At 39.5% G+C, this 22,099-nt stretch carries 21 protein-coding genes and 1 tRNA gene; 21 read left to right on the top strand and 1 reads right to left on the bottom strand.

Going from position 1 to position 22,099, the window contains the following annotated elements:
- Nucleotides 1–7: 7 nt before the first annotated feature.
- Genes A3I7_RS0101165 through A3I7_RS0101150 form a run of 4 tightly spaced genes read left to right on the top strand, consistent with a single transcriptional unit; the run spans nt 8 to nt 4,431 of the window.
- On the top strand, nt 8–1,507 hold the full coding sequence (locus A3I7_RS0101165) for an ABC transporter permease (RefSeq protein WP_026217065.1): 1,500 nt from the start codon (nt 8–10) through the stop codon (nt 1,505–1,507).
- A complete protein-coding gene (gene oppC / locus A3I7_RS0101160; RefSeq protein ID WP_018374954.1) occupies nt 1,507–2,433 on the top strand; it encodes an oligopeptide ABC transporter permease OppC in 927 nt (308 codons plus the stop codon). The genes A3I7_RS0101165 and oppC overlap by 1 nt, the downstream gene beginning before the upstream one ends.
- An 8-nt stretch (nt 2,434–2,441) precedes the next feature.
- A complete protein-coding gene (locus A3I7_RS0101155) occupies nt 2,442–3,494 on the top strand; it encodes an ABC transporter ATP-binding protein (RefSeq protein ID WP_018374953.1) in 1,053 nt (350 codons plus the stop codon).
- 10 nt (nt 3,495–3,504) lie between these two features.
- Nucleotides 3,505–4,431 (top strand): ATP-binding cassette domain-containing protein, encoded by a 927-nt coding sequence (locus A3I7_RS0101150; protein ID WP_018374952.1) that lies wholly within the window; start codon nt 3,505–3,507, stop codon nt 4,429–4,431.
- Nucleotides 4,432–4,905: 474 nt separating this feature from the next.
- Here the strand turns inward: A3I7_RS0101150 and A3I7_RS0101145 are convergent, their stop codons facing one another.
- Complete coding sequence (locus A3I7_RS0101145; protein WP_018374951.1) at nt 4,906–5,274, bottom strand: MerR family transcriptional regulator; 369 nt, start codon at nt 5,272–5,274, stop codon at nt 4,906–4,908.
- Nucleotides 5,275–5,812: 538 nt separating this feature from the next.
- On the opposite strand from A3I7_RS0101145, the gene A3I7_RS0101135 reads away from it, so the two are divergent.
- The 17 genes from A3I7_RS0101135 to A3I7_RS0101050 all read left to right on the top strand — a co-directional run bounded on the left by A3I7_RS0101135 (nt 5,813) and on the right by A3I7_RS0101050 (nt 22,090).
- Nucleotides 5,813–7,003, top strand: a complete 1,191-nt coding sequence (locus A3I7_RS0101135) for an argininosuccinate synthase (RefSeq protein WP_018374949.1) — start codon at nt 5,813–5,815, stop codon at nt 7,001–7,003.
- A 433-nt stretch (nt 7,004–7,436) separates the two neighbouring features.
- Nucleotides 7,437–8,819 (top strand): argininosuccinate lyase, encoded by a 1,383-nt coding sequence (gene argH / locus A3I7_RS0101125; RefSeq protein WP_018374947.1) that lies wholly within the window; start codon nt 7,437–7,439, stop codon nt 8,817–8,819.
- Between the two features lie 90 nt (nt 8,820–8,909).
- A complete protein-coding gene (gene rnpA, locus A3I7_RS0101120; protein ID WP_018374946.1) occupies nt 8,910–9,269 on the top strand; it encodes a ribonuclease P protein component in 360 nt (119 codons plus the stop codon).
- Nucleotides 9,253–10,068 carry a YidC/Oxa1 family membrane protein insertase gene (locus A3I7_RS0101115; protein ID WP_018374945.1) on the top strand — a complete coding sequence of 272 codons (816 nt, stop codon included), beginning with the start codon at nt 9,253–9,255 and terminating at the stop codon, nt 10,066–10,068. Before rnpA ends, A3I7_RS0101115 begins: the two co-directional genes overlap by 17 nt.
- 12 nt (nt 10,069–10,080) lie before the next feature.
- A complete protein-coding gene (gene jag, locus A3I7_RS0101110) occupies nt 10,081–11,079 on the top strand; it encodes an RNA-binding cell elongation regulator Jag/EloR (protein WP_018374944.1) in 999 nt (332 codons plus the stop codon).
- 131 nt (nt 11,080–11,210) lie between these two features.
- On the top strand, nt 11,211–12,065 hold the full coding sequence (locus A3I7_RS0101105; protein WP_018374943.1) for an ABC transporter ATP-binding protein: 855 nt from the start codon (nt 11,211–11,213) through the stop codon (nt 12,063–12,065).
- Complete coding sequence (locus A3I7_RS0101100; RefSeq protein WP_018374942.1) at nt 12,065–12,937, top strand: ABC transporter permease; 873 nt, start codon at nt 12,065–12,067, stop codon at nt 12,935–12,937. The genes A3I7_RS0101105 and A3I7_RS0101100 overlap by 1 nt, the downstream gene beginning before the upstream one ends.
- A gap of 51 nt (nt 12,938–12,988) precedes the next feature.
- Nucleotides 12,989–13,591, top strand: a complete 603-nt coding sequence (locus A3I7_RS0101095) for a DUF998 domain-containing protein (protein ID WP_018374941.1) — start codon at nt 12,989–12,991, stop codon at nt 13,589–13,591.
- A 66-nt stretch (nt 13,592–13,657) separates the two neighbouring features.
- Nucleotides 13,658–14,113: a LytTR family DNA-binding domain-containing protein gene (locus A3I7_RS0101090; RefSeq protein ID WP_018374940.1), complete on the top strand. Its 456-nt coding sequence runs from the start codon at nt 13,658–13,660 to the stop codon at nt 14,111–14,113.
- Nucleotides 14,114–14,122: 9 nt separating this feature from the next.
- Nucleotides 14,123–14,527: a DUF3021 domain-containing protein gene (locus A3I7_RS0101085; protein ID WP_018374939.1), complete on the top strand. Its 405-nt coding sequence runs from the start codon at nt 14,123–14,125 to the stop codon at nt 14,525–14,527.
- Between the two features lie 96 nt (nt 14,528–14,623).
- Nucleotides 14,624–14,758, top strand: a complete 135-nt coding sequence (gene rpmH / locus A3I7_RS0101080; RefSeq protein ID WP_002885866.1) for a 50S ribosomal protein L34 — start codon at nt 14,624–14,626, stop codon at nt 14,756–14,758.
- Between the two features lie 262 nt (nt 14,759–15,020).
- Nucleotides 15,021–15,902, top strand: a complete 882-nt coding sequence (locus A3I7_RS0101075) for a class II fructose-bisphosphate aldolase (RefSeq protein WP_018374938.1) — start codon at nt 15,021–15,023, stop codon at nt 15,900–15,902.
- 99 nt (nt 15,903–16,001) lie between these two features.
- Nucleotides 16,002–16,074 (top strand) — tRNA-Thr (locus tag A3I7_RS0101070).
- A 185-nt stretch (nt 16,075–16,259) separates the two neighbouring features.
- A complete protein-coding gene (polA, locus tag A3I7_RS0101065; RefSeq protein WP_026217064.1) occupies nt 16,260–18,896 on the top strand; it encodes a DNA polymerase I in 2,637 nt (878 codons plus the stop codon).
- A 266-nt stretch (nt 18,897–19,162) separates the two neighbouring features.
- Nucleotides 19,163–19,822 carry a response regulator transcription factor gene (locus tag A3I7_RS0101060; protein ID WP_018374936.1) on the top strand — a complete coding sequence of 220 codons (660 nt, stop codon included), beginning with the start codon at nt 19,163–19,165 and terminating at the stop codon, nt 19,820–19,822.
- A complete protein-coding gene (locus A3I7_RS0101055; protein WP_018374935.1) occupies nt 19,813–21,180 on the top strand; it encodes a HAMP domain-containing sensor histidine kinase in 1,368 nt (455 codons plus the stop codon). Before A3I7_RS0101060 ends, A3I7_RS0101055 begins: the two co-directional genes overlap by 10 nt.
- A 55-nt stretch (nt 21,181–21,235) precedes the next feature.
- Nucleotides 21,236–22,090 (top strand): TraX family protein, encoded by an 855-nt coding sequence (locus tag A3I7_RS0101050; RefSeq protein ID WP_018374934.1) that lies wholly within the window; start codon nt 21,236–21,238, stop codon nt 22,088–22,090.
- Nucleotides 22,091–22,099: the final 9 nt, after the last annotated feature.

The raw sequence follows: 22,099 nt of genomic DNA, 5'->3' as shown, positions 1-22,099 counted from the left end.
GAAGAATATGAAGAAATACATTTTTAACCGAATACTGAGATCGTTAGTCTCCATATTTTTAGTGACGACATTGACCTATGCTATCGTCTTCACTCTTGTACCACGGAAGCTGATTTTTAAACAGGATCCGAATTATACCAAGATTGCCGTGACGCCAGATAAAAAGGCTGATTACGAAAATACCATTTATGAAAGAATGGGCTATATTGATTACCTTAGTACTAAGGAATTGGTTGCTGCTACAAAAAAAGTTGATTCAAAAGTTACCAATGAAGGAAGTGCATCTGATAAAAAGGCTTATCAAGCTTACCTCAAATCGGCAGGTGGCAATTGGAAACTTCAAAAGTTTGAATCTGGTCAATATTACGCAACGCGTGAAATTCCTATTTATGAACGTCTTTGGAGTTTTTACTCTAATCTGATTGTCATTGACCATCCTTGGAAAATTCAAGACGCTTCAAATCCAAATTTGAAACGCTACGTTCGTTTTGAAAATGATCCTGCCGTTGGCCCTGCCCTTGTTGGTTCAGGAACGAAGCATAAATATTTGATTTACTTTAACGGGAAATTCCCATTTATCCATCAAAATATCGTAACTTTTAATTTAGGAACATCTTATCCTACTTTTGCTAATATTCCTGTCTTGCAAGTCATCACTCAAGGTCAAGGGAAAACATTGGCTCAAGAAGTGAAATTCCCAACTGGTCAAACCAAAGTGTCATCAATTGATATCTATTCACGGACCTATAAGTCACCTAAACAAGCTGATGCTCGAGATATCTCTAATTTTGGTAAGGGTGATGCCTATACGGCCACACAAAACAATTACTCCGAACCATCAATGATTTCAAACTCATTGAAGGCGGGTCTTATTGGGGTTCTTCTATCTTATATCATTGGTTTGCCAGTAGGTCTGTTGATGGCTCGTTATAAAGATGGAATCTTTGACCGCTTCTCTACTGCGACAGTAACCTTTATGCTTGCTATGCCAAGTATTGCAAGTATTTACGTCATTCGTTTCATTGGTTCTAAACTTTTTGGATTGCCAGATACGTTCCCACTTTTGGGAGCTAGCGATCCTCGTTCTTATGCTCTTCCAGCTATCATTTTGGGGGTTTTGGGAGCGCCAGGTATTGCCATTTGGTTCCGTCGTTATATTGTTGACTTGCAAGGAAGTGATTTTGTTCGTTTTGCCCGAGCTAAAGGTTTATCTGAAGCTGAGATTTCACGTCATCACCTCTTCAAAAATGCCATGGTTCCGATTGTCAATGGGATTCCAGGGGCTATTGTTGCAACAATTGCAGGAGCAACATTGACAGAAAAAGTTTTTGCTTTCCCTGGTATGGGTAAAATGCTGATTGATGCTATCGCTGCAGCAAACAATGCCATGGTTGTCGGTCTTGTCTTTATCTTTGCAGTATTGGCAATCTTCGCTCTTCTTGTTGGGGATATCTTGATGACTGTCCTTGACCCACGTATCAAATTGTCTACAAAAGGAGGTAAATAATGGCTACGATTGACAAAAGTAAATTTGAATTTGTCGAATTAGACACTTACGCGTCTGAAACCATTGATGCTCCTACCTATTCTTATTGGAAATCGGTCTTCAGACAATTTTTCTCAAAGAAATCAACGATTTTTATGTTGGTTCTTCTGATTGCTATCATTTTGATGAGTTTTATCTATCCAATGTTTGCGAACTTTGACTTCAACGATGTTAGTGATATCAACGACTTTTCAAAACGTTACATTTGGCCAAATGCGCAGTATTGGTTTGGTACTGATAAAAATGGTCAGTCACTCTTTGATGGTGTTTGGTATGGTGCCCGCAACTCCATCTTGATTTCGGTCATTGCAACATTAATCAATATTGTCCTCGGTATCGTTATTGGTGCTCTTTGGGGTGTGTCTAAGGCGGTTGATAAAGTCATGATTGAGGTTTACAATGTCATTTCAAACCTTCCTTTCATCATGATTGTTATGATTTTGACCTACTCTCTTGGTTCAGGTTTCTGGAATTTGATCTTAGCTTTCTGTATCACGGGTTGGATTGGGATTGCCTATTCTATTCGTGTGCAAGTCATGCGCTACCGTGATTTGGAGTATAACCTTGCAAGTCGTACTTTGGGAACCTCAACGGTTAAAATTGCTGTCAAAAATCTCTTGCCACAATTGGTTTCAGTTATCGTAACCTTGGTATCACAAATGCTTCCAGCTTATATCTCTTATGAAGCTTTCCTTTCGGCTTTTGGTATTGGCTTGCCAGTAACAGAGCCAAGTTTAGGACGTTTGATTGCTAATTATTCATCAAATTTGACAACTAATGCATATCTTTTCTGGATTCCGTTGACAACTTTGATTTTGGTATCCTTGCCACTTTACATCGTTGGTCAAAACCTTGCGGATGCCAGCGATCCACGTACACATAGATAGGAGTAACAATGACTAACACTAATAATGTAATCTTAAGTGCTCAAGATGTGGTCGTGGAATTTGATGTTCGTGACCGTGTCTTGACTGCTATTCGTAATATTTCCATTGATCTCTACGAGGGTGAGGTTCTTGCCGTCGTTGGTGAATCAGGAAGCGGTAAATCTGTTTTGACTAAAACTTTTACAGGAATGTTAGAATCTAACGGCCGTATTGCCAATGGTTCTATCAAGTATCGCGGTCAAGAATTGACAGATTTAAAATCCAATGCAGATTGGGAAAAAATTCGTGGTGGAAAAATTTCTACCATTTTCCAAGACCCAATGACCAGCCTTGATCCGATTCAAACCATCGGAAAACAAATCTCTGAAGTTATTATCAAACACCAAGGTAAAACTAAGGCAGAAGCTAAGGAAATGGCTATTGACTACATGAAAAAAGTTGGTATCCCTGAAGCTGAGAGACGTTATGACGAATATCCTCTTCAGTATTCTGGGGGGATGCGTCAACGTATTGTTATTGCCATTGCCTTGGCATGTAAGCCAGATGTCTTGATTTGTGATGAGCCAACAACGGCGCTTGATGTGACAATTCAAGCACAAATTATTGACTTGCTCAAAAATCTTCAAAAAGAATATAATTTTACAACAATCTTCATTACTCATGACCTTGGCGTGGTAGCAAGTATTGCTGATAAGGTTGCTGTTATGTATGCGGGTGATATTGTCGAATATGGAACGGTAGAAGAAATCTTTTATGATCCAAAACACCCCTACACTTGGAGTCTTCTGTCAAGTTTGCCACAGTTGGCTGATGAAAAAGGTGTCCTTTTCTCAATTCCTGGAACACCACCTTCACTTTATACATCAATCAAAGGTGATGCTTTTGCACCACGTTCTCGCTATGCTATGAAGATTGATTTTGAAGAAGATGTTCCTAAATTTGCCGTTTCTGAAACACACTGGGCTAAGACTTGGTTGCTTCATCCTGATGCACCAAAGGTTGACAAACCAGAAGTTATTCAGGATTTGCACCAAAAAATTTCTCAAAAAATGATCAACTAGGAGGAAGGAAATGACTGAAAAATTAGTCGAAATTAAAGATTTGGAAATTTCCTTCGGAGAAGGAAAAAAGAAATTTGTTGCAGTTAAGAATGCCAACTTCTTCATTAACAAGGGAGAAACCTTCTCACTTGTTGGTGAATCTGGTTCCGGTAAAACGACCATTGGTCGTGCTATCATTGGTTTGAATGAAACTAGTGCGGGGGACATTCTCTATAATGGTAAGCGTATCAACGGAAAGAAAACGCGTGCTGAGCAAAATGAATTGATTTCAAAAATTCAGATGATTTTCCAAGACCCTGCCGCAAGCTTGAATGAACGTGCAACGGTTGATTATATCATTTCAGAAGGTCTTTATAATTTCAAACTTTTTAAAGATGAAGCAGATCGCAAGAAAAAAGTTACAGATATGATGGCGGAAGTTGGGCTCTTAGCTGAACATTTGACACGTTACCCACATGAGTTCTCAGGTGGTCAACGTCAGCGTATCGGTATTGCTCGTGCATTGGTCATGGAACCAGAATTTATCATTGCAGACGAACCCATTTCTGCCTTGGATGTTTCCGTACGAGCTCAAGTTCTCAACCTTTTGAAAAAAATTCAAAAAGAAAAAGGACTAACCTACCTTTTCATCGCTCATGATTTATCTGTTGTGCGTTTTATTTCAGATCGTATTGCAGTTATTCATAAGGGAGTTATCGTTGAGGTGGCTGAAACGGAAGAACTCTTCCGAAATCCAATCCATCCTTACACCCAATCTCTTTTATCAGCTGTACCAATTCCAGATCCAATCTTGGAACGTCAGAAAGAATTGATTGTTTACGATCCAAATCAACATGATTACTCAACTGATACTCCTGAAATGGTTGAAATCAAACCTGGGCACTTTGTCTGGGGAAATAAAGCTGAAGTGGCTAAGTACCGTGAAAAACTAAACTAATCTGAAAAATCAACTTAGTGTACCTAGGTTGATTTTTTTGGTTCTTCTTGTTTGACTGTGATAGGATGAAAATAACACTCAGAGAAAATCAAAATCAGATTAATTGATGCAGAAAGAATTGAAATTTATATAGTCAATTAGTTTATCTTTAATTACTTCGACGTAAGGGGGATGGGCGGAGCCATCATGGATGTCTTTCCCACTCTCTATTTCCAACCTAGAACAGCCTAGAGGCTGTTCTAGCAACCGGCAGCTCGTTGCCTTGTATAGTTTTTTAGTTTATCTTTAATTACTTCGTTAACTCGCCTTGTACTAAAATCAAGGCAATGATGACGGAGTTTAATTTTTGAAGAACATAAGGGCATTGTATTTGAAATTGTTTTTAGGATGAGGTAGCTTATTAAATTTATATCTGGCTAAAAAGCAGTTCATAAATTAACCAGCAACATTAAAAAATTATCGGCGATTTTTGGGTTAGTTGTCGGGCTTTTCAAGTTTTTGGTTAATTTGCATGAGTACTTCTTCCAATAGAGATTTTTGTTTTAGGAGTATTTCGATTTTATCTTGGCAGGTTTGGATTTCTTCCTCAAAGACTTTCTGATTTTCCAACCATTGTTCCGATGTTGAACAGGCGTTTTCATGTAGGTACTTGATGCGTGAAATAGCACGAAGAGAAAGTCCCATCTGACGTAATCCTAGAATCGTCTCTAAATCTTCAATGTCCTTTTCTGACCAATCATACTTACCCTTTACTAGTTTAGGGGACAGCAGGCCTTCCTTGATATAATGTCTAAGCGTATCGCGTGTAATCATGAAATTTTGTGTGACCTGACCAGTTTTCATCTTTTTCTCCTTGACAGGGGCTTAGCCCCTCATGTTTTAATAGCAAATGAAAGGAGGGAAAGCTCATGTTCTTTCTCGTGTTAGTTTTTGGTTATCTCGGCAGCTTGGCTGTAGCAGCGCTTAGTGTAAAAGAAAATATTTCCCAGTTGTTGTTATTTTGTAACTGTCTTCCTCTGATAATGGGAATTCTATCCTGTATATTGTTACATTATAACATAATTTCGGCAGAAATATTTCAGCTCAGTGTGGCGATTTTACTGATGATGGCAACGACTTTACGTCCGATAAATGGGTATTTTATCTTTAAGGAAGTTCACCTTAACCATTTAATTTTGCATAGCAGTCTGTCTGTTTTACTTTATATTTTATGGATATATTTTGCATAAATTACTACATTATGCGTAAAATGGTGGATATTTTATTTTTTTTGAAAAAATATTCAAAAAAAGATTGACAAATGTCAAAATCGAGAGTATAATTATACACATATAGTTGATAAAAAAACATCAACAATAAGTTTAAGAAAAGAGAAATTCATATGTCGAAAGAAAAAGTTATTTTAGCCTATTCCGGTGGTCTCGATACCTCAGTTGCCATTACTTGGCTTAAAAAAGATTATGATGTCGTTGCTGTTTGTATGGACGTTGGCGAAGGTAAAGATCTTGATTTTATTCATGATAAGGCTTTGACAGTTGGAGCTATTGAGTCTTATGTTCTTGATGTTAAGGATGAGTTTGCTGAGGAGTATGTTCTTCCTGCTCTTCAAGCACACGCTTACTATGAACAAAAATACCCTCTGGTATCAGCTCTCAGCCGTCCTATTATTTCTAAAAAATTGGTTGAAATTGCGCATAAAACTGGGGCGACAACTATCGCTCACGGTTGTACTGGTAAGGGGAATGACCAAGTTCGTTTTGAAGTTGCCATTGCAGCCCTTGACCCAAGTCTTAAAGTTATAGCGCCTGTTCGTGAATGGAAATGGTCTCGCGAAGAAGAAATTGAATATGCTAAGGCAAATGGCGTTCCAGTCCCGGCTGACCTTGATAATCCTTATTCGGTGGATCAAAACCTTTGGGGGCGTGCTAATGAGTGCGGTGTTCTTGAGAATCCTTGGAATCAAGCGCCAGAAGAAGCATTTGGCATTACCAATTCACCAGAATCAGCCCCAGATCAACCTGAATTTGTTGACATTGAGTTTAAAGCTGGTAAGCCAGTTGCCTTGAATGGCAAAGAAATGAAATTGGCTGACCTCATTCAAGAGCTCAACCTTATTGCAGGCAAACATGGTATCGGCCGTATTGACCACGTTGAAAATCGTCTGGTAGGTATTAAATCGCGTGAAATTTATGAATGCCCAGGAGCTATTACCCTCTTGACAGCTCACAAGGAAATTGAAGATTTGACCTTGGTACGTGAAGTGTCACACTTCAAACCAATTCTTGAAAATGAATTGTCAAATCTTATCTATAATGCATTGTGGTTCAGCCCAGCAACGAAAGCCATCATTGCCTACATCAAGGAAACACAAAAAGTGGTTAACGGGACGGCTAAGGTCAAACTTTACAAAGGCCATGCTCAAGTTGTTGCACGTAAATCACCAAATTCACTTTACGATGAAAATTTGGCAACCTACACATCTGCTGACAGCTTTGATCAAGACGCGGCAGTTGGCTTCATTAAACTTTGGGGTCTGCCAACACAGGTAAACTCACAAGTTAACAATAAATAATTTATAGCAGAACAAATTAAAAGAGCTACGTTAGTAGCGCTTCAGTTTCGCACTTTTCGCTGTGGTAAAGAGACAATCAGCAAGAATACTAATTGTCTGGGAAATTTTGAGACTTTGGTTCAAAATTTAGCCATGGAATTTCATAGGAAATCGCTGGTGTCCCTACCATTAAAAAAATTGTAAAAAGGAAAGAAAATTTCAGATAAAAGGGTACAGAGATGCCCATCTGAGACTCTTTTCTTATAACTTACCAATTCTCGTCAAGGTGTTCAGAGAGGCACCTCGAGCTTAAATAATGATATTCAGAGAGAATCATTTAAGAAATTTGTCCTGTGAGACACCAAACAAGTCTGAGGTAGCTCCTTGGGCTTGTTTTATTCAAGCAAGTAAGAAAAGAGAAAGTAGAGCGCAGAGTTGCTCTTGGTGATAAAAAATGACTAAAGAAAATCATAAGCTGTGGGGTGGCCGTTTTGAAGCTGGGCTTGAAAAATGGGTTGAGGAATTTGGGGCGTCCATTTCTTTTGACCAAAAAATGGCGGAATTTGACCTAAAAGGGTCGATTGCCCATGTGACCATGTTAGGTGAGACGAGGATTATTGCCAAGGAAGAGGCTGCACAGATTAAGGCTGGTTTGGAAGAACTTCTTGAGGAGTACAAGGTTGGTCAAATCGAATTCGATGTGTCTAACGAAGACATTCACATGAATATGGAAAGTCTCCTGACTGAGAAAATTGGTCCAGTGGCAGGAAAACTCCACACGGCTCGTTCACGGAATGACCAAGTGGCGACAGACATGCACTTATATCTTAAAGCCAAGCTAGCAGAGGTCATTGAAAAATTACATCATTTACGTAGCAGTCTTGTCACATTGGCAGAGGAGCACACCTACACTATTATGCCAGGATACACGCATCTACAACATGCGCAGCCCATTTCATTTGGACATCATTTAATGGCATATTATAATATGTTTACCCGTGATAGTGAGCGTTTTGAGTTTAATGTTAAACATACGGATATGTCACCACTTGGAGCGGCAGCTTTGGCCGGAACTACCTTTCCTATTGACCGTGAGATGACTGCAGAGCTTATGGGGTTTGCCAAACCTTACAGTAACTCGCTGGACGCTGTAAGCGACCGTGACTTTATTCTGGAATTTTTGTCTAATGCTAGCATTTTGATGATGCATATGAGCCGTATTTGCGAAGAAATCATCAACTGGTGTTCTAATGAATACCAATTTGTAACCTTGTCCGACACTTTCTCAACGGGTTCATCTATTATGCCGCAGAAGAAAAATCCAGATATGGCAGAGCTTATTCGTGGAAAATCTGGTCGTGTTTATGGCAATCTCTTTGGTCTTTTGACGGTCATGAAATCTTTACCTTTGGCTTATAACAAGGACTTGCAAGAGGACAAGGAAGGTATGTTTGATACGGTTGAAACTATCACAGTAGCCCTTGATATTTTGGCAGGTATGCTTAATACCATGACGGTCAATAAGGAGCACATGGCGAAATCTACAGAGAAAGATTTTTCAAATGCTACGGAACTAGCAGATTATTTGGCGGCTAAGGGGTTGCCTTTCCGTCAGGCACATGAAATTGTTGGTCAGCTGGTCTTGGAGTGTACAAAGAAGGGAATTTATCTGCAAGATGTTCCTTTTGAACGCTATCAAGAAATTTCAGATTTGATTGACCAAGATATCTATGTGACCTTGCAGTCTCACACTGCTGTTGAACGCCGCCATTCATTGGGTGGGACGGGATTTGACCAAGTGACATGGCAAATTAAGCAAGCTCAAACAGAACTGTAACCGAATTGTAAGAAAGGCCGAAATTCCTAGGGGTTGAGGCTTTTTTGCTTTTTGTGGTATAATAGGAGTAATTTAGAATGGAGTTGTGCGGTGAAGAAAAGCTTTCGTGTCAAAAGTGACAAAGATTTTCAGGCGATTTTTGATAAGGGAACCAGTGTTGCTAATCGGAAATTTGTCGTTTATCAGCTAGAAAAAAATCAGAAACATTACCGAGTGGGTATTTCTGCTGGTAAAAAGCTTGGTAACGCTGTCACGAGAAATGCCGTTAAGCGAAAAATTCGTCATGCCATCATGGAGCTTTCCCCTGATTTAACCAATCATGATTTTGTGATTATTGCCAGAAAAGGTGTTGAAGAATTGGATTATCATGAGGTTAAGAAAAATCTTCAGCATGTTTTGAGGTTGGCAAAACTTTATCAGAAAGGTTTAGAGTGTGAAAAAGAAAATTAGTTTTATCAGCCTAGCGAGTGTTGGCTTGCTAGTTTTGTCTGCCTGCGGACGAGGTGAGGTCACAAGTTCGTCTACAAATGGTTGGGAGCAAGTGGTCTACTTCTTTGCTCAGGCAATCCGTTTCTTGTCTTTTGGTGGTTCTATTGGGATAGGGATTATACTGTTTACAATTATTATCCGATCAATCCTAATGCCACTCTTTAATATACAGATTAAATCTGGTCAAAAAATGCAAGACTTGCAGCCAGAATTGCGCGCTTTACAGGCTAAGTATCCTGGTAAAGATACGGATAGTAGGATGGCTCTGGCCCAGGAAAGTCAAGCACTCTATAAAAAATACGGTGTCAATCCTTATTCTAGTTTATTACCACTTCTCATACAGCTTCCAGTCATGTATGCCCTCTTTCAAGCCTTGAGCCGTGTTGCTTTCTTGAAAACTGGAAGTTTCCTTTGGCTAGAATTATCCCAACCAGATCCCTATTTTATTCTTCCTGTTTTGGCAGCCCTTTTTACATTCTTGTCAACTTGGTTGACGAACAAGGCTGCTAAAGAGAAGAATATTGCTATGGTCATCATGACTTATGTTATGCCAGTGATGATTTTCTTCATGGGCTTTAGTCTGGCATCTGGTGTGGTTCTTTATTGGACGATTTCCAATGCCTTTCAGGTTTTTCAAATTCTGCTGCTCAACAATCCTTTTAAAATCATTGCGGAGCGTTTGCGAGTTGAAGAAGAAGAAAAAGAACGCCAAGCAAGAATACGTCGCGCTAAGAAAAGAGCACAAAAGAATAGAAAATAAGGAGTTTAGATTATGGTTATATTCACAGGGACTACTGTAGAAGAAGCTATTGAAAAAGGGCTGGCAGAGTTACAACTTTCCCGCCTCAAAGCACATATTAAAGTTATCTCTCGCGAGAAAAAAGGTTTCCTTGGTTTTGGAAAACAACCTGCTCAGGTTGATATTGAGGGTATTAATGAAACAACGGTCCACAAGGCTAATCAAAAAGCTGTTAAGGGTGTTCCAGAGGCCATCAACAATTTAAATGAGCCTGTATCTTCAAAATTGGAAGACACCATTGAACTTAGTAAGGTGACTCAAGCTCTTAAAGAAATTGAAGAACAAGGTCACCCTGTCGATGAAGTTGTCAAAGAAGCTCTTCTTGAAAATAAAAAAATGACACAAACTATTCTTGAAGAAACAGGTTACTCGGACGTTTTGGAACAGTTAGAGCAGAAAACAACGGCCAAAGACCATCAACCTCAAGAGTCAACTCCTGATGAAGTGGCATCATTTGAAGAATTTGTTGCTAATGAGTTTGCTTCGGAAAAGCCAACTTTAAGTAATGATATTGAACAAGCGGCACAGGAAGTTTCTGACTATGTTCAAAAAATTATCTATGAAATGGATATTGAAGCAACGATTGAGACAAGCAATAATCGTCGTCAAATCAATTTACAGATTGAAACACCTGAAGCAGGCCGTGTTATTGGTTATCATGGTAAAGTTTTAAAATCTCTACAACTTTTGGCACAGAATTTCTTGCATGATCGCTATTCTAAGAATTTTTCCGTTGTCCTAAATGTTCATGATTATGTTGAACATCGGACAGAAACTTTGATTGATTTTACACGAAAAGCAGCTGCGCGTGTCTTGGAAACAGGCAAAGATTATGTCATGGATCCAATGAGTAACAGCGAACGTAAAATTGTTCACAAAACTGTTACAGCAATTGAAGGTGTCGAGAGTTATTCAGAGGGAAATGACCCCAACCGCTATGTTGTTGTCAGCCTTCTTCAAGATGAAGAATGATGTATAGAAAGTCAGTCAACTGGCTTTCTATTTATTTTTTTACCGCTTGCCTCTTTCTTTTAACCACTTACCGCAAAAGCGTCCTAGAGAGGCGCTTTTTTTGTTAGGATATAAACGTGGAGGACGAAGTAATGTTAATTGAAACCAAAAATCTCACAAAAACCTATGGAGAGAAAACAGTTGTCAATCAGCTTAACTTGGAAATTCCAAAGGGTAGCTTAGTCGCTTATTTGGGAACCAACGGAGCTGGCAAATCAACGACTATCAAGATGTTGACGGGATTGCTGGCCCCAACCTCTGGTAAGGTGATTCTGGCATCCGATTTGAAAATCGGCATTGTCTTTCAGGACAGTGTGCTAGATGAGGAACTGACTGTCAGAGCAAACTTGAAGAACCGTGCAGGGCTTTATCAGCACATTGATAAGACTTGGTTAAATGAATTGGTAGAATTGACAGGCTTGAGTGGTTTTCTAGGGCAAAAGTACGGGACCTTATCTGGCGGTCAGCGCAGGCGCGTGGACATTACACGAGCTTTGCTCAATAAACCAGACCTTCTCTTTCTGGATGAACCAACGACTGGGCTTGATATTCAAACCCGCCAAATGATTTGGCAGCTGCTTTACCGCTTGAAAAAAGAGCAAGGTTTGACCATTTTCTTGACCACTCATTACTTAGAAGAGGCTGAAAATGCTGAAGTCACTTATGTCATTGACCACGGGAAAATTTTAGCACAGGGTACAGCTTTTGACATTGTTAAGGAATATGCCAAGAGTCAACTGCTCCTCAAGGTTGCAGACCCAACAAGCTTGGCAGCTCTGCCATTTCCCCTAAAAGAAACGGAAGCAGGCTACTTGATAGAGGGGGTGTCATCACAGGAGGTTATTGGTCTACTGGGCAAGTACCGAGAAGCTATAGCAGACTTCGAATTTAAACAAGGCACCATCAATGAAGCCTTTATTGCCATTACAGGAAAGGAGATTAGTTGATGCTAACGACCGTTAAACGCAATTTACAACTTTATTTCAGCAACAAGGCCAGTGTCTTTTTCTCACTGATGGGGGCTTGGATTGCCTTTGTTTTGTACATCATTTTCTTGCAAAAGAATATGCTAGATGCTTGGAGCAGCTTGTCTCATCCTGAGAAATTTTTGGATCGCTGGGTGATGGGCGGTATTTTAGCCGTTACTGGTATTACGACAACTTGGTCGGGGACGGAAAGGTTGGTTCGTGATAAGGAAAGCCAGAAATTCTCTGATTTTCTGCTAACAGATACGACTAATTTCCAATTGAATGTTGGCTATCTGATCAGTGCCGGTGTGATTGGCAGTGTTATGCAGGTTGTTATGTATACCATCATGTCTCTCTATTTTTATTACCAAGATGGTCTGCGTTTTGAGGTGAGTAATTTTCCTTCCATATTAGGAGTGATTGTCTTAAGTTCAGTCATGTCAGCCCTTCTTGCCTTGCTATTGGTTCAATTTGTGAAAACTGTAGAAGTCGCAGAACGTCTGTCAACCATCATTGGAACGGCATCAGGTTTCTTGGTGGGCGTCTACATGCCGATAGGAACGCTTCCCGATGTTGCTCAGAAGATCATTAAACTGGTACCAGGTGCCTATGTAGCCTCAGTCTTTCGTCAAATTTTGGTTGGAGATGATATTCCAAAATGGAAGTCTAGTCTTGACATCAAAGAATACCTTGGTATTGAGTTTAAGTGGGGAGACCATCTGTTGACCTGTCAGCAAAATATCCTTATTATAGCTGCCGTGATTGTTGTCAGTCTTCTTGTCCTTTTTAGCTTTCTTTGGGTAGAAGGACAAGGCAAGACGTGTCTAGGAAAATTAGCAGTAAAGAGCTGATATGGTTAGCCTTGCTTTGTGATAAATGGTTTAGAAGAAAGGAAATGCGACATGATTTCAAAAGGATTTAGTCTTGTAGCCATTCTATGTATTGTAACTTATGGTTACCTAATGGTAGTACTTCATCTTAAAAATAGGGAAATCTATAATCCTATCAAGCATGCGGTTAGTGATTATGGCGTTGGGTCTCATCGAAAATATTTTAAACTGGCAGGTTTGGTCAGTACGGTAAGGACTATCGCATTGATACTAGCCCTATTCTGCTGGTCTTATCCATTTTCTTTTAAGATTAAGGGAATTGAACTGCTAGTCTTGGCCTTAATTGGTTTTGTAGGTGTTGCTATTTTTCCAACGGATCTTGAAGGCGAAAAGCGTACGTTTACAGGTACCCTGCATTTATTGTTTGCTATTTTGCAGTTTACAGCGCTTGCTATTTTTATCTTCAATGTTACCAAAAGCATCGGTCCTATTAACCCAACTATATATTTCGTTTGCCACCTCTTGGAGCAATTGGTCAAGGTTGGACTTTACGGTCTTGTTGCAGCCATGATTTTTCCTCCGCTTAAACCTTATTTTGGTTTGCTGGAACGGCTATTTCTCTATTCTACTAATCTTTATATTCTATGTTTGTGCCTAATGATTTTCCTTGCCTAGCCTGTAACTTGCGTGAAGCCTCAAAAAAGGGTACTATAGGGGAAAAAGGGCTTGGAAAGGATTGTCATGGATTTTCGATTTGAAGAAGTACCGAATCTGACAGCAGAGGAGATTGAAGTATTGGTGCGCAGCCAAAGTTTGACAGCAGAGGTTCAGCGTATCTTAGACTATCTTGCTCAGTATGAGGCTGAGGCGCCAGCTATTATTCCTATTAAAGGCGCTGATAGGATTGAAATGCTCAAGATTGATGACCTCATCTATGTGGATGTAGATGATACAAGTTTGATTTTGGAAACGCTCAAGGGCAGACGCATTATCTCGGGGCGTCTCTATAAATTTAAGGAACGGCTCAACAATCCTGATTTTGTACAAGTTTCCAAACAAAGTTTACTTAATATTAACCATTTAGAGGCTCTAGAGGCTAGTTTTTCGGGAAATATGCTAGCGCTTTTAACAGGCAAACGTAAGCTACATGTCAGTCGTCGTTACTTAAAAAATCTAGAACAACGTTTGGGCTTGTGAGGAATAGAAATGAAAATAGATATTAGAAAAATTGTAATCTATGCTATTGTTGGTGTTGGTTTCGGAGGAGTTGTATATGTTCTTAGTTTGTTGTCTGGTGGAGTTCAGATGCAAACGGTCAGCCAGATTGTCAATGTTGTTTGGATTAGTGGGTTGATTGGTCTTGTGACCATGATTTATGAATTGGAAAGTCCACCGCTGCTCTGGCAGATTTTATTGCACTTTATCGCAATTTATGGTTTGATATTTTTGATGAATAAGTTAAATCATCTGGTCAATCCTTTGTCAGTCAATTTCTTTGCAGGTTTTGTAATGACCTATCTTGTTATCTGGTTTGTGGTTTATATTACTTTTTTCCGTCGCGTTAGTCGGATTAACAGGAAGTTGCAGGAAAATAGAGAAAATAAATCTTGACAAGCTCAGCTATTTCTTATAAAATGATATGGTATGTTTAGTAATGATCACATAGCCGGCTAAACGAATACGAAAATCTATGAGGAGGTATTCATCGTGAAACGTACTTATCAACCAAGTAAAATCCGTCGTCAACGTAAACACGGATTCCGTCACCGTATGTCAACTAAAAATGGACGTCGCGTGCTTGCAGCTCGTCGTCGTAAAGGACGTAAAGTATTGTCAGCTTAATTTGTCTTGATAATAAACTAGAACCAACAGTGCTCGAGGCTGTTGGTTTTTTGTTTTAATATCAGAAAATGAGGCTGTGGTTATAAAGTAATCACAAATGATATTCAGGTATATTGCTATTATAGTGAATTGCTGATTGAGGTTTTGATCGGTATGCATAGTCTTTTCAATCTTTTCATGTAATACTGGAAAAAATAAGAAAATTGTGATAGAATGGACATGTAATGGGTTGAACCCCAAAAAATAAATAGGAGGCCTTATAATGGCAATCGTTTCAGCAGAAAAATTTGTCCAAGCAGCTCGTGATAACGGCTATGCTGTTGGTGGATTTAACACAAACAACCTTGAGTGGACTCAAGCTATCTTGCGTGCAGCAGAAGCTAAAAAAGCTCCAGTTCTTATCCAAACTTCAATGGGTGCTGCTAAATACATGGGTGGTTACAAACTTTGTAAAGCACTTATCGAAAACCTTGTTGAATCAATGGGTATTACTGTACCAGTTGCTATTCACCTTGACCATGGTCATTACGAAGATGCTCTTGAATGTATCGAAGTTGGTTACACTTCAGTAATGTTCGACGGTTCACACCTTCCAGTTGAAGAAAACCTTAAATTGGCTAAAGAAGTTGTTGAAAAAGCACATGCTAAAGGTATCTCAGTAGAAGCTGAAGTTGGTACTATCGGTGGTGAAGAAGACGGTATCATCGGTGACGGTGAATTGGCTCCAATCGAAGATGCTAAAGCAATGGTTGAAACTGGTATCGACTTCTTGGCAGCAGGTATTGGTAACATCCACGGTCCATACCCAGAAAACTGGAAAGGTCTTCACCTTGATCACCTTCAAAAACTTACAGAAGCTGTTCCAGGATTCCCAATCGTACTTCACGGTGGATCTGGTATCCCTGATGATCAAATTCAAGCAGCTATCAAACTTGGTGTTGCTAAAGTTAACGTTAATACTGAATGTCAATTGGCTTTCTGCGCCGCTACTCGTGACTTTGTTGCTGAATTCAACGCTAACGAAGCTGAATACATGAAGAAAAAACTCTTTGACCCACGCAAATTCTTGAAACCAGGTTTCGATGCAATCACTGCTGCTGTTGAAGAACGTATCGATGTTTTCGGTTCAGAAGGTAAAGCTTAATCAGCTCTGAAACGTTATTAAATAAAGGTTTGTCCGAAAGGATAGACCTTTTTTCTTATCATTGACATTTAAAATCAAAGTGATAAAATAATGAGGTAAGCCGATTTAGCTCAGTTGGTAGAGCAACGCACTCGTAACGCGTAGGTCACAGGTTCGATCCCTGCAATCGGCATAAATAACTCCCGAAAACCCTTGATTTAAAGGGCTTTTTTCGTTTTTGTTCAAAAATACAACATTATTTTAAACTTACTTTGATGGTTTGTAAGATTCTACGAATTTTTTTGGGGATAAGTTTTTCTTTTGCTCAAAAGGTTCTCGGATCCGTGAAATGCTCCTGTTCTGTGTTATAATAAAGTTATGGAAAACAAGAAGAAATTATTATTGATTGATGGGTCGTCTGTTGCTTATCGTGCCTTTTTTGCACTTTATAATCAGATTGATCGCTTTAAAAATCGTGCAGGTTTGCACACGAATGCCATTTATGGTTTTCATCTTATGCTCAATCACCTCATGGAGCGTGTGCAACCCACTCATGTATTGGTTGCTTTTGATGCTGGAAAGACGACTTTTCGTACAGAGATGTTTACGGAATACAAGGCTGGACGTGCCAAAACACCAGAAGAATTTCGAGAGCAATTACCTTATATCCGAGAGATGTTGACAGGCCTGGGAATTAAATTTTATGATTTAGACAACTACGAGGCTGATGATATTATTGGTACGTTGGATAAGATGGCAGAAAACGGTGATGAGTATGATGTGACCATTGTCAGTGGAGATAAGGATTTGATTCAGCTGACAGATAGTAACACTATTGTCGAAATTTCGAAAAAAGGTGTTGCTGATTTTGAAGAATTTACCCCAGCCTACCTGATGGAAAAAATGGGGATTACACCTAAGCAGTTCATTGACCTAAAGGCGCTCATGGGGGATAAGTCCGATAATATTCCTGGTGTTACTAAAATTGGTGAAAAGACAGGGTTAAAGTTGCTTTTAGAGCACGGTAGTTTGGAAGGTATCTATGCTAATATTGACAGCATGAAGGCTTCCAAAATGAAGGAAAATCTCATTAACGACAAGGAACAAGCCTTCTTATCTAAAACATTGGCAACTATTGATACTAGTGCACCAATCACTATTGGCTTAGATGACATCATCTACGAGGGCCCAAATTTAGAGAAGCTTTTACCTTTTTATGATGAGATGGATTTCAAGCAATTCAAAAAAGCGTTGAATAGTGAAAGCCCTCAGGCGACTTTTGAAGTGGCATTCACCGAGGTTGATCGTCTGAGTCCGGAAATGTTTGAAGATGACCAATTTTTCTATTTTGAGATTTTGGGTGATAACTACCATGTTGAGGACATTATTGGTTTTGCTTGGGGAAATAGCAGAGCTATCTATGCTTCGACGGATGTAAACTTGTTGTCTGAACCTTTGTTTAAACAAGTTTTGTCTCAGTCTATCAAGACCTATGATTTCAAGCGTAGCAAAGTTCTCCTTAGTCATCTAGGTATTGATTTGCCAGCGCCAGCTTTTGACGCTCGTCTGGCCAAATACTTGCTATCAACGGTAGAAGATAATGAAATCTCAACAATTGCAAGCCTTTATACTGATTTGCCGCTAGAGGCAGACGAGGTGGTTTACGGTAAAGGAGCCAAACGTGCCATCCCTGAGAAAACTGCGTTGCTCAGCCATTTGGCTAAAAAAATCAAGGTGCTTGAAGTGGCAGAGCCGGTCATACTGGATAAGTTAGCTCAACATGAACAGCAGGCTCTTCTCTTTGATATTGAGCAGCCATTAGCCGATGTGCTGGCTAAAATGGAAATTGCTGGAATTAAGGTAAAAGGGCAGACGCTTAATGAAATGGCAGTGGAAAATCAGGTGGTCATAGAACGTCTGACGAAGGAAATTTACGAGTTGGCAGGCTGTGAATTTAATATCAATTCACCCAAACAGTTGGGAGAGATTCTCTTTGACAAGATGCAGCTACCAGTAGAATATACTAAAAAGACAAAGACGGGCTACTCAACAGCAGTGGATGTTTTGGAACGCTTAGCTCCGATCTCGCCTATAGTTTCCAAGATTTTGGACTATCGCCAGATTACGAAGATTCAATCAACATATGTACTTGGTCTGCAAGAATATATCTTGGCTGATGAGAAAATTCATACGCGTTATCTACAAGACTTGACCCAGACAGGTCGTCTGTCCTCAGTTGACCCTAACCTACAGAATATTCCAATTCGACTGGAGCAGGGGCGCGTTATTCGTAAGGCATTCGTTCCTTCGAATGATGATGCGGTGCTGCTTAGTTCGGATTACTCACAGATTGAATTGCGCGTGTTGGCACACATTTCGGGAGATGAGCATCTGATTGCTGCCTTTCGTGAAGGGGCTGACATTCACACCTCAACAGCTATGCGTGTTTTCGGCATTGAAAAGGCTGAGGATGTGACACCAAATGACCGTCGCAATGCAAAGGCTGTCAACTTCGGGATTGTTTATGGCATTTCAGATTTTGGTTTGGCTAATAATTTAGGTATCCCTCGGAAATTAGCAAAGCAATACATCGAAACGTACTTTGAACGTTATCCTGGAATCAAAGATTATATGGAAAATGTTGTGCGTGAGGCGCGTGATAAGGGCTATGTAGAAACACTCTTCAAACGCCGTCGTAGTTTGCCAGATATCAATTCTCGAAATTTTAATATCCGCAATTTTGCAGAGCGTACAGCTATCAATTCGCCTATTCAGGGTAGCGCAGCTGATATTCTTAAGATTGCGATGATTAACCTCGATAAGGCTCTGGTTGAGAAAGGTTACAAGGCCAAAATGCTATTACAAGTACACGATGAAATTGTGCTGGAAGTTCCACAAGATGAGTTGAAAGCCGTGAAATCTTTAGTCAAAGATACGATGGAGTCGGCTATAGAACTTTCAGTTCCACTGGTTGCTGATGAAAGCGCAGGCCAAACTTGGTATGAAGCCAAATAAAAAATTAGTTCCGATTAAGTTTTATTTAAGGGAGCTTGGTTATACTATAAACAATCCTAAAACTTTTCTTTTCATAATCTCCTGAAAGAACTAGCTCACCTGCTAGTTCTTTCTTTTTTGGAGAATCTCTTGATGATTTCCTGATAAAACTGTGTTAGGATTAAACTAGCTTACACATTTTGAACTTGTCTTTTATTATTGGATGACCGACGTGTAAGGGAAGCTTTCAGATGTAAAAATGACTGAATTTTAGGGGAGGCTAGTATATGGCTAGGATTTTAGTAGTTGATGATGATGTGGATATTTTAATTTTGATAAAAAATGCCTTGCAGTTACAAGGTTATTTGGTTGATGTCTTTAATCGTGCTCAGGCAGTTGATAAGAGTCAGTTAGGACAGTACGCTGCAATACTTCTGGATATTATGATGCCCGAAATGGATGGTTTAACTTTTTGTCAGGAAATTCGTCCTCTAGTTGATTGTCCTATTATTTTTTTAACAGCTAAGACGGATGAAAGTGATATCGTTTCTGGTTTGGCCTATGGTGCAGATGATTACATCGTTAAACCTTTCGGCGTACAAGAACTTTTGGCGCGTGTTGGTGCTCATCTACGAAGGGAAAATCGTGAGAAACATAGCTACCTAACCTTAGGAGAGGTGCACTTTGACCTTTCTGCTAAGTCAGTCAGCGTTGCGGGTTTAGCTCTGCCATTGACTAAATCAGAATATGAACTTTGTGAATTTTTAGCACGGCATAGGGGACAGGTTTTTTCGAAGGAACAACTTTATGATAGGTTAGATGCCTATGCAGAACGGGGAACGCCACAAGCGATAGCAGAGCATATTAAGAACATTCGTGCTAAATTTCGTGAACTTGGTTCAGAGCCTATTGAGACAGTCTGGGGAGTAGGTTACAAATGGGTTTAAAAAAAGGTCAAACATCTCTTAGAGGAATTTTTTTAAAGTATTTCCTGGCAATTATCGGGATATCACTGGTTCAAATAATTGTCTTTTTGCTTTTACTTTTTCCTATCATGGAAAGTGGGCTGGTTTTACCTGCTAATAATGCTGAATTTCAATTGAAAAGCTTGCAAGCCAATTCCAATCAAGCAGTCAGGGTGACAGATTTACCTCTAGGAACTAATTATGCTCTTTTTGATGTGTCACAAATCATAAAGCAATCTGATATGTCTAGTAATTTAAAGAAAGAAGCTCAGCTTTTCTTGAAAAAGGGGAATCAAGCTAGTCAGGGCTATTTTATTAAGATTGAGCGTCAGGAAGGAACATATGTAGTTCATTATGATCTCCGTGTCCACTATGGTCAGGCTTGGTTGGAAGAGCACTTACCTAATTTTGAGTTTGTCTGGGTCACCATGTTTATTATCACCTGGTTTCTGGTTTTTGCGTTAGTGACTATACGATTTGCACACTATGTGAAGCGTCAGATGGCGCCTCTTGTAGAGTTGACGGAAAAAATTGGTCAGCAAGATTTAGAGTTTTCAGTAGCAAACACTCAAATTAAGGAGTTCAATGCTTTGTTGGAGAGCATTAATGGAATGAAGGACTCTTTAAAAGAATCCCTTATGAAAAATTGGTTACTTGAAGAGGAACGCAAGGAGCAGCTATCTGCTTTAACTCATGACCTAAAAACCCCCTTGACGGTTATTAAAGGTAATACGGAGTTGTTGACTTTGACAGATTTATCAGCACAGCAGGCTTCGTATGTACAGTTTAGTTTGAAAAATATTACCAAGGTTGAAGTCTATCTTACCGAACTACGCCAATTGGCTATGACGCAGTCTTTGACAACATTAGAACGTCAACCAGTTAAAGGAGAGTTTTTTCTTAATAAGTTGTCAGAGGAAACAAATGCTTTGGCACTGGCCTGTGGGCGTCAACTTTCTATTGAAAAGATGTGTCGAGGGGATTTTGTACTTGATATTGATATAGCACTGATGACCAGAGCTGTCATGAATATCGTTTCAAATGCTTTGGATTACAGTGCGAAGAATAGCGATATCCGCTTAATTTTTCAATGTGATGGTGTCTTTTTGAAGTTAGTCTGTGAGAATGAAGGAATTGTTTTTTCGCCAGAGGCCTTGCTAAAAGGAAAGAGGCTCTTTTATCGGGCTGATAGTAGTCGGAGTCAGACTGACCATTTGGGTATGGGGTTATATATTGCTGATAACATTGTTAGTAAGCATGATGGACGCTTAATTTTGGAAAATCACAATAGTGGTGCACGGGTTACGATAACGTTGCCAATAAAAAGGCTAAAAATTTAACTTTCCTTATAAATTCCTTAACTTTTCTTTCTATACTAGGATTAAGGAGGAAAAAATGTTAGGTAAAAAAGGATTAAATAATTTTGATTTAAAGTACTTTGCTTTGTTTTTTATGGTTCTGGACCATATCCACTACTTTTTTGAATTTACGGGAAAAATTCCTCTATGGTTCTCACAAATTGGGCGTTTAGCAGCTCCTTTATTTCTCTTTTGTGTTATTGAAGGATTTGTTCACACGCACAATCGCAAACGCTACTTTTTGCAAATGTATAGTTTGTCAGTAGGGATGGGGCTTGTTCAGTTTGGATTTTACAATGTTTTATCGGAATTTGTGCGTAAAGATGGCTTCTTCCCGCAAAATATGATGCTGTCTTCCTTTGCGATTTTGTTGGTAGTTTTGCAAGGAATTGTTTGGCTTGAAGAGAAAAAATATTTAAGAGGAATTGTGACAACAATTTTACCAATAATTCTACCGTGGCTCTTTATGCCTCTTTATCAAATGGCTAGTCAGTCTGGAAACCAATGGTTATCCTTTCCTCTTAGTCTTATCAATTTTACGATATTACCGCTACATACTACCATCAGTGATGGTGGAACAGCGACATTAATTGTAGGAATTGTTATGTATCTTTGCCGTAAGAGTCTCAAAAGAGAGGTGCTAGGATTTGTCTTAGCTTCCTTGCTCGTTGACTTAGGGCGTGTGTTCTTGCTTGTACCCACTATGGGACTGGCGTTGACCCCTGATCTCCTTTTGTTCAAAGCCTTTGAGTGGATGGAAATTTTTGCAGCCCCATTTATGTTGGCTTATAATGGCGAGCGTGGTCGGGGTCCTAAGTGGCTGTTCTATATTTTTTATCCAGCACATATCTACTTGCTCTACGCTCTATCTTTCTTTTTGTACAAGGGATGATAGCCGAAT

It is taken from the genome of Streptococcus orisratti DSM 15617 (genome assembly GCF_000380105.1).
In the GTDB taxonomy this organism is placed as follows: domain Bacteria; phylum Bacillota; class Bacilli; order Lactobacillales; family Streptococcaceae; genus Streptococcus; species Streptococcus orisratti.
This window is presented reverse-complemented; position numbering and strand designations above follow the sequence as displayed.

What these genes read in the sequence shown, in the direction of transcription:
- A3I7_RS0101105 (WP_018374943.1), top strand. Translation starts at nt 11,211, where the DNA reads ATGTTAATTGAAACCAAAAATCTCACAAAAACCTATGGAGAGAAAACA.
- A3I7_RS0101145 (WP_018374951.1), bottom strand. Translation starts at nt 5,274, where the DNA reads ATGAAAACTGGTCAGGTCACACAAAATTTCATGATTACACGCGATACG.
- A3I7_RS0101150 (WP_018374952.1), top strand. Translation starts at nt 3,505, where the DNA reads ATGACTGAAAAATTAGTCGAAATTAAAGATTTGGAAATTTCCTTCGGA.
- A3I7_RS0101055 (WP_018374935.1), top strand. Translation starts at nt 19,813, where the DNA reads ATGGGTTTAAAAAAAGGTCAAACATCTCTTAGAGGAATTTTTTTAAAG.
- A3I7_RS0101050 (WP_018374934.1), top strand. Translation starts at nt 21,236, where the DNA reads ATGTTAGGTAAAAAAGGATTAAATAATTTTGATTTAAAGTACTTTGCT.
- polA (WP_026217064.1), top strand. Translation starts at nt 16,260, where the DNA reads ATGGAAAACAAGAAGAAATTATTATTGATTGATGGGTCGTCTGTTGCT.
- A3I7_RS0101090 (WP_018374940.1), top strand. Translation starts at nt 13,658, where the DNA reads ATGGATTTTCGATTTGAAGAAGTACCGAATCTGACAGCAGAGGAGATT.
- A3I7_RS0101135 (WP_018374949.1), top strand. Translation starts at nt 5,813, where the DNA reads ATGTCGAAAGAAAAAGTTATTTTAGCCTATTCCGGTGGTCTCGATACC.
- A3I7_RS0101155 (WP_018374953.1), top strand. Translation starts at nt 2,442, where the DNA reads ATGACTAACACTAATAATGTAATCTTAAGTGCTCAAGATGTGGTCGTG.
- A3I7_RS0101085 (WP_018374939.1), top strand. Translation starts at nt 14,123, where the DNA reads ATGAAAATAGATATTAGAAAAATTGTAATCTATGCTATTGTTGGTGTT.
- jag (WP_018374944.1), top strand. Translation starts at nt 10,081, where the DNA reads ATGGTTATATTCACAGGGACTACTGTAGAAGAAGCTATTGAAAAAGGG.
- A3I7_RS0101095 (WP_018374941.1), top strand. Translation starts at nt 12,989, where the DNA reads ATGATTTCAAAAGGATTTAGTCTTGTAGCCATTCTATGTATTGTAACT.
- A3I7_RS0101075 (WP_018374938.1), top strand. Translation starts at nt 15,021, where the DNA reads ATGGCAATCGTTTCAGCAGAAAAATTTGTCCAAGCAGCTCGTGATAAC.
- A3I7_RS0101100 (WP_018374942.1), top strand. Translation starts at nt 12,065, where the DNA reads ATGCTAACGACCGTTAAACGCAATTTACAACTTTATTTCAGCAACAAG.
- A3I7_RS0101165 (WP_026217065.1), top strand. Translation starts at nt 8, where the DNA reads ATGAAGAAATACATTTTTAACCGAATACTGAGATCGTTAGTCTCCATA.
- A3I7_RS0101060 (WP_018374936.1), top strand. Translation starts at nt 19,163, where the DNA reads ATGGCTAGGATTTTAGTAGTTGATGATGATGTGGATATTTTAATTTTG.
- oppC (WP_018374954.1), top strand. Translation starts at nt 1,507, where the DNA reads ATGGCTACGATTGACAAAAGTAAATTTGAATTTGTCGAATTAGACACT.
- argH (WP_018374947.1), top strand. Translation starts at nt 7,437, where the DNA reads ATGACTAAAGAAAATCATAAGCTGTGGGGTGGCCGTTTTGAAGCTGGG.